General features: G+C 70.4%; 7 protein-coding genes. 3 read left to right on the forward strand and 4 right to left on the reverse strand.

Annotated features, from left to right (window positions below):
• On the forward strand, positions 1-203 hold a 203-nt coding region (locus AB0C29_RS26560), incomplete at its 5' end, for a zinc-binding dehydrogenase (protein ID WP_360825314.1).
• A gap of 74 nt (positions 204-277) precedes the next feature.
• On the opposite strand, the gene AB0C29_RS26565 is transcribed toward AB0C29_RS26560, so the two are convergent.
• The 3 genes from AB0C29_RS26565 to AB0C29_RS26575 all read right to left on the reverse strand — a co-directional run bounded on the left by AB0C29_RS26565 (position 278) and on the right by AB0C29_RS26575 (position 2556).
• On the reverse strand, positions 278-982 hold the full coding sequence (locus AB0C29_RS26565) for an alpha/beta hydrolase (protein WP_360825317.1): 705 nt from the start codon (positions 980-982) through the stop codon (positions 278-280).
• Positions 983-1085: 103 nt separating this feature from the next.
• A complete protein-coding gene (locus tag AB0C29_RS26570; RefSeq protein ID WP_360825320.1) occupies positions 1086-1703 on the reverse strand; it encodes an NAD(P)-binding domain-containing protein in 618 nt (205 codons plus the stop codon).
• A gap of 49 nt (positions 1704-1752) precedes the next feature.
• Positions 1753-2556, reverse strand: a complete 804-nt coding sequence (locus tag AB0C29_RS26575; protein ID WP_360825323.1) for an SDR family oxidoreductase — start codon at positions 2554-2556, stop codon at positions 1753-1755.
• An 88-nt stretch (positions 2557-2644) separates the two neighbouring features.
• Between AB0C29_RS26575 and AB0C29_RS26580 the strand changes: the two genes are divergently transcribed.
• Positions 2645-3535 carry a LysR substrate-binding domain-containing protein gene (locus AB0C29_RS26580; RefSeq protein WP_360825326.1) on the forward strand — a complete coding sequence of 297 codons (891 nt, stop codon included), beginning with the start codon at positions 2645-2647 and terminating at the stop codon, positions 3533-3535.
• 13 nt (positions 3536-3548) lie between these two features.
• Here the strand turns inward: AB0C29_RS26580 and AB0C29_RS26585 are convergent, their stop codons facing one another.
• On the reverse strand, positions 3549-4079 hold the full coding sequence (locus AB0C29_RS26585; RefSeq protein WP_360825329.1) for a hypothetical protein: 531 nt from the start codon (positions 4077-4079) through the stop codon (positions 3549-3551).
• 141 nt (positions 4080-4220) lie between these two features.
• Between AB0C29_RS26585 and AB0C29_RS26590 the strand changes: the two genes are divergently transcribed.
• On the forward strand, positions 4221-6880 hold a 2660-nt coding region (locus AB0C29_RS26590), incomplete at its 3' end, for a ThuA domain-containing protein (protein WP_360825332.1).

Here is a 6880-nt window from a genome sequence, read left to right on the forward strand (position 1 = left end):
GGACGACGGTCACGCCGTTCTACGACTCGCTGATGGCCAAGCTCATCGTGCTGGCCACCGTGTCGTCGAAGGAGAAAGCCCGCCTGGCCACGGCGGCGGGAGCCGACGCGGTCATCGACTACCGCCGGGAGGACGTGGTCGCCCGGGTCCGGGAGCTCAGCGGGACCGGACCGCAGCTCGTCGTCGAGGTCACCGCGTCCTAGTTCCGCGCGAGGAGACGATGGCGGCGAAGCCGGCCCGGCCGCGGGGCCGAGCCGGCTGTCCGCCGGGCGGTGGGTCAGGCCTCGGTGGCCTGCAGGATGAGGTCGGCGACCTCGGCCGGGTGCGAGGCGAAGACCGCGTGGGAGGCGCCGTCGATGCTCACGGTGCGGCCCTTGGCCCGTTCGGCCATGAAGTGGTGCGCGGCGGCGGGGATGTTCTTGTCCGCCTCGGCGATCAGGAAGAAGCTCGGGACCGTCGTCCACGCCTGCTCACCCTCGGCCGGCTCCTGCAGCGCGGCCAGGGTGATCGGGCGCTGGGTGGCGGCCATGATCCGGGTGGTCTCCTCCGGCACGTCGGCGGCGAACTGCCGGCGGTAGAGCTCCTGGGCGACGTACATGTCCTGGTTGCCGTCCGGCAGCGGGACCGGGCGCAGTGTCTCGGCCAGCGTGCTGCCCGGGTATTTGCCCGACAGGGTGGCGGCGCTGTCCCCGGCCTCGGGGGCGAACGCGGCGATGAAGACCAGCGACTTGACGTTGCTCGCGCCGGCCGCCGCCTTGCTGATCACCATGCCGCCGTAGGAGTGCCCGACCAGCACGACCGGCCCGCTGATCGAGTCGACCAGCGCGCGGACCTGCGCGGCGTCGAACGCGACCGAGCGCAACGGGTTGGGCGCGGCGATCACCTGGTGTCCGGCGGCCTGCAGCCGCTGCGCGACCGGACCCCAGCCGCCCGACTCCGCGAACGCGCCGTGGACCAGGACGACGGTGAGCTTCTCCGACATGACTTCCTCCTCATAGCTGCTGACCGGTCCATTGTTCGACCGTCCGGCAACCGGTGGCATCCGTCAGATGACGGGCCGACCCCCTGGAATCGTGATCAACGGCCTAGCGGGCCTCGGCGCCCAGGGCCAGGTCGAAGCCGGCGCCGTTGCGGGCCAGGCCCACCAGGAGCAGGCCGGCCCATTCCAGGGCGTGGGCCATTTCGAGGCCCCCCGCGTCCAGGGCCCGCATGCCCAGGCTGTCCAGGAACGCCGCGACACGGGCTTTCGCCTCGGCGTCGTCGCCGGCGAAGAACGCGTCCAGCGGCTTGTCCCCGGCCAGGACGCCGCCGAAGATCGTGTTGAAGGCCTTCACGACGTGCGCGCCCTCCGGGGCGGCGGCGGCGAGCTGCTGGGACACCGAGTTGCCCGCGGTGGTCGCGAGTCCGCCGGCGTCGGCGTTGAACGGGTTGGTGATGTCGACGAGGGTCTTGCCGGCCAGCGCGTCGCCGTAGTGCGTGACCGCGTCCACCGCGCCGGCGTACAGGACGGCCACGATGACGATGTCACCCGCCGGCCTCGCGCCGTACGTGCCGACGGTGGCCCCGTGGCCGATCTGGCCGGCGAGCGCCTGAGCCTTGGCGGTGTTGCGGCTCATGAGCTCGACGGTGTGACCGTGCCTGGCCGCCCGGGTGCCGATAGCGGTGGCCATGTTGCCCGAGCCGATGATGCTGATGGTGGTCATGAGGTGTCTTCCTTGATTGTCTACGGATCAGTGGGTAGTGGGGGAGGCGTCAGATCACTGTGCTGCCGCCGTCGGCGACCAGTTCCATGCCGTTGACGTAGCTCGAGTCGTCCGAGGCGAGGAACAACGCGACCGACGCGATCTCCTCGGGCCGGCCCATTTCCCGCCGCGGGATAACGGCTTCGAACTGCGCCTTCATCTGCTCGTCCATGACCTCGGCCAGCACCGGCGTGGCGACCTGGCCGGGGGTCAGCACGTTGACCCGGATCTTCCGGTCCCGCAGCTCGGACACCCACACCCGTGCGTACGCGGGCAGCACAGCCTTGCTCGCCGCGTACACACCCCAGTTGGGGTAGCCCCGCAGCGACGCGTTCGACCCGGTCATGAAGATCGAGCCGCCGTCGTTGAGCAGCGGCAGCGCCTTCTGGACGGTGAACAGCGTGCCCCGCGCGTTCAGCGAGAAGGCGGCGTCGAACTGTGCCTCGGTGATCTCGCCGAGCCGGCCCTGCTCACCCGTCCCGGCACTGGCCCACAGCACGTCGACCGAGCCCTTCTCCTGCTTGACCGTCTCGAACAAACGGTCCAGATCGTCGAGGTCGGCCGAATCGGCCTGCACGCCGGTCACATTCCGGCCGATCAGTTTGACGGCTTCGTCCAGCGCGTCCTTGTGCCGGCCCGAAATGAAGACGTGTGCTCCTTCAGCAACGAACAATTTGGCACCGGCCAGTGCCATTCCGCTTGTCGCGCCGGTGATTACCGCAACCTTGCCATCGAGCTTTCCCACGATGACTCCATTCGCCTGTCGTGCCGATTTGTTGCTGATACCGAATTTGCTCCGGCCCATCAGGTCCATTTGAGCGTGCCATCGGTTCGAGTTCGGTGTCCAAGACCTCTTTCAGCGATTGCGATACCCTCAAGGCATCGCCGGACCGGGAGGCTCCATGGATCTGGACCTGCGCAAGGTGCGCTACTTCGTCGCGGTCGCCGACAAGCTGCACTTCGGCCGGGCCGCCGAGCAACTGCACATCGCCCAGCCGGTGCTCAGCCGGCAGATCCGCGCGCTGGAGCACGACCTCGGCGCCCCGCTGCTGACCAGGGACAGCCACGGCGTGGCCCTGACCGACGCCGGCCGGCAACTGCTCGACGACGCCGGCCCGCTGCTGGCCTCCGCGCACGCGATCCGCCGCCGGGTCAGCGTGGCCGCACGCGGCAACCGGCGCCTCATGGTCGGCTTCCGGGCCGGCGTCGCGGTCACCCCCGCGATCCGGCAGTTCGCCACCCGGCACCCGGACGTCCTGGTCGACGTGCAGCGCATCGAAGCCGACGACCAGGCCCCGATGCTGCTCGACGGCCGCCTCGACCTCGCCTACGTGCGGCTACCCATCGACGAGACCGGCCTGCGCGTCACCCCGCTGTACGCCGAGCCCCGCGTGGCGGTGCTACCCGCCGGCCACCCACTGGCCGGCAAGGAACAGATCACCGAGGCCGACCTGGCCGGCGAGCCGCTGCTCTGGCCCACCGACACGAGCCCGCAGCCCACCAGACGCCCCCACCCCGACGCCGGCTACCTGGTACGCGGCATCGACGAGACCCTCGAGCATGTCGCAGCCGGCCGGGGCATCTCATTCCTGGCCCGCTCGGCGACCGTGTTCCACGCACACCCGGAAGTCAGCTTCGTGCCCGTCCCGGACCTGGCACCCGACCAGGTGTGCCTCGCGGTCGCCGAATCCCGGACCTCACCGCTGGTCGACGACTTCATCACCGCCGCCCGTGGGACCGCCGAGATCACAGCCGAATGCGGAAACTACGAAATGTGGCAGGTCGGCAACTGACTGCCCCCACCGCTCACTTCCCGGCTGCGACGCGGCGACGGCGACGCGCGAAGGTAGTGAGCGCGAGCATCACTGCGGCGAGCACGGCGACGCCACTGGCCACCCCCAGCCCGATGGCCGGGCCGACGGCCGGGCGTTCCGTGACCTGGTACGCCGCGCCGGGTGCCTCCGGGTCCGGAGTGCACCGCAGACCGTAGCTGCCCGCCTGTGCCGCCTCGAACGTCGCGATCCAGGTGTACGCCGCGTCGTCCTCGGCCCGGACCACCCAGACGACCCTCCTCGAGGCGGCGCTGACGGGCACGGCCTGGCCCGACGGCGCGGTGACCTGGCAGCGGTTCGCGTCGGGCGCGGGGTCGCCGCTGGCCCAGATCGCGTGCGCACCGGCGCGCCGGACGACGACAGTGCCCGGTGCCGCCGACGCGCCGGGGAAGCGCACCTCGAGCGCCTCCGGTTCGGGCCGCGGCGTGCTCGGCGAGGCGTGGCTCAGACCGAAGAGGCCCGCCCCGAGCAGGAGCAGCGCCACGGCGTACCAGATCTTGCGCACGCGCTAGGTTACCAAACCGTTACACGCCGAACTCTTGCTGGACATCCGGCGGGCAGGCCCTAATTTGTACAGGCAATCAACAAATCTCGATACGTGGGTTGTGGCGAGCGACCGCTGTCCACCCAGGACAAGGAGAAACCCGTGTCCCGTCCACGCCCTCGCCACCTCAGACGCCGGCTGCTGACTGCCGCCTCTCTCGTGCTGGCCCTGCTGGTGAGTGTCCTCAGTGGGCCTTCACCCGCGCAGGCCGCCGCGGCCGACCCGGAGCCGTACTCCGTCCTGGTCTTCTCCAAGACCGCCGCCTTCCGGCACGACGTCATCCCGGCCGGGATCGCCGCCATCAAGCAGCTCGGCGCCGACAACGGCTTCACCGTCGACGCCACCGAGGACGGCGCCGCCTTCACCGACGCCAACCTGGCCAAGTACCGCGCGGTGATCTGGCTCTCCACCACCGGCGACGTCCTCGACCCCGGTCAGCAGGCCGCCTTCGAGCGCTACATCAAGGCCGGCGGCGGGTACGCGGGCATCCACGCCGCCTCCGACACCGAGTACAGCTGGCCCTGGTACGGCGAGCTGGTCGGCGCCTACTTCGCCAGCCACCCGGCCAACCAGCAGGCGACCGTGAAGGTGGAGGACCACGCCCACCCGTCCACGGCCGGGCTGCCGGAGCGCTGGTCCCGGTTCGACGAGTGGTACAACTTCCAGTCCAACCCGCGCGGTGACGTGCATGTGCTGGCCAGCCTGGACGAGACCAGCTACACCCCGGGCGCCGGGGCGATGGGGGCCGACCACCCGACCGCGTGGTGCCGGGACTACGACGGCGGACGGGCCTGGTACACCGGCGGCGGCCACACGATCGAGTCGTACTCCGATCCGGCCTTCCTCTCCCACCTGCTGGGCGGCATCCGGACCGCGGCCGGGCAGCTGGACGCCGACTGCGGCGCCTCGCTGACCGAGAGCTTCGAGAAGATCAGCCTGGACAGCAACACCAGCAACCCGATGGAGCTGGACATCGCCCCGGACGGCCGGGTGTTCTACGTGGAGCGCGACGGCCGGGTGCGGATCATCAAGCCGGACACCGGCAGCACGGTCAACGCGGTCACCCTGGACGTCTTCACCGGCAACGAGGACGGCCTGCTCGGCCTCCGGCTCGACCCGGACTTCGCCGACAACGGATGGGTCTACCTCTACTACGCCCCGGACGACGGTGTGTCCCGCAACCGGCTGTCCCGGTTCACCGTCACCGGTGACACCATCGACCTGGCCAGCGAGAAGGTCGTGCTCCAGGTCACCACCCAGCGCAACACCTGCTGCCACGCCGGCGGCAGCATCACCTTCGACAGCGCCGGCAACCTCTACCTGGCCACCGGGGACAACACCAACCCGTTCGAGTCGGACGCGTTCACCCCGATCGACGAGCGGGCCGGCCGGCAGGACTACGACGCCCAGCGCAGCGCCGGCAACACCAACGACCTGCGCGGCAAGGTGCTGCGGATCCACCCGGAGGATGACGGGTCGTACACCGTGCCGGCCGGAAACCTGTTCCCGGCGGGCACCGCGCAGACCCGACCGGAGATCTACGGGATGGGCTTCCGCAACCCGTTCCGGATCGGCATCGACCCGGCCACCAACACCCTCTACGTCGGCGACTACGGGCCGGACGCCGGCGCGGCCAACCCCAACCGGGGCCCCGAGGGAACGGTCGAGTGGAACATCGTCTCCGCCCCGGGCAACTTCGGCTGGCCGTACTGCCACGGCGCGAACTACGCGTACAACGACTACCAGTTCCCGTCCGGGCCGAGCGGGGCGAAGTTCGACTGCGCCGCGCCGGTGAACAACTCGCCCAACAACACCGGTCTGACCAACCTGCCGCCGGCCGTCAGCGCCACGGTGGACTACGACTACAGCGGCAACCCGCGCTTCCCGGAGATCGGCGGCGGCGGCGCCCCGATGGGCGGCCCGGTCTACCGCTACGACGCCGACCTCAACTCCACCCGTAAGTGGCCGGCCTACTACGACGGCAAGGCGCTGCTCGGCGAGTGGAACCAGTCCAAGATGTACACGATGCAGGTCACCGCAGACGGCAAGTCCCTGGTCGACATCAACCAGGCGCTCACCGGGATGCCCTTCATCCGGCCGATGGACTTCGAGTACGGCCCGGACGGCGCGCTGTACATGATCGAATGGGGCACCGGCTTCGGCGGCAACAACGACGACTCCGGCATCTACCGGATCGACTACATCGCCGGTGACCGGGCGCCGATCGCCGCGGCCGCCGCCACCCCGACCTCCGGGGCGGCCCCGCTGACCGTACGGTTCTCCAGCGCGGGCTCCCGCGACCCGGACGGCGGCGCGCTGACCTACGCCTGGACGTTCGGCGACGGCGAGACCTCCACCGAGGCCAACCCCACCCACACGTACGCCGCGGCGGGCGACTACACCGCGCAGCTGACCGTCACCAACCCCAAGGGGCGCACCGCGGTGGCGAACGTACCGGTGACGGCCGGCAACACCGCGCCGACGGTGAGCATCGAGTTCCCGCCCGACGGCGGCTTCTTCGACTGGGGTGACCAGGTCCGGTACACGATCAAGGTCACCGACCCGGAGGACGGCGAGATCGACTGTGACCGGGTGCGGTTGCAGGTCCTGCTCGGCCACGACGAGCACGCCCACCCGCTGGAGCAGCACACCGGCTGCACCGGCACCGTGCAGACCACCCTCGCCTCGGGCCACGGCGCGGAGGCCAACGTCTTCGCCGTCTTCGAGTCCACCTACAACTATGGCGGCGGCGCGGGAGATCG

This window comes from Actinoplanes sp. NPDC048791, assembly GCF_040650095.1.
GTDB lineage: Bacteria > Actinomycetota > Actinomycetes > Mycobacteriales > Micromonosporaceae > Actinoplanes.

What these genes read in the sequence shown, in the direction of transcription:
- AB0C29_RS26565 (WP_360825317.1), bottom strand. Translation starts at nt 982, where the DNA reads ATGTCGGAGAAGCTCACCGTCGTCCTGGTCCACGGCGCGTTCGCGGAG.
- AB0C29_RS26570 (WP_360825320.1), bottom strand. Translation starts at nt 1,703, where the DNA reads ATGACCACCATCAGCATCATCGGCTCGGGCAACATGGCCACCGCTATC.
- AB0C29_RS26575 (WP_360825323.1), bottom strand. Translation starts at nt 2,556, where the DNA reads ATGGACCTGATGGGCCGGAGCAAATTCGGTATCAGCAACAAATCGGCA.
- AB0C29_RS26580 (WP_360825326.1), top strand. Translation starts at nt 2,645, where the DNA reads ATGGATCTGGACCTGCGCAAGGTGCGCTACTTCGTCGCGGTCGCCGAC.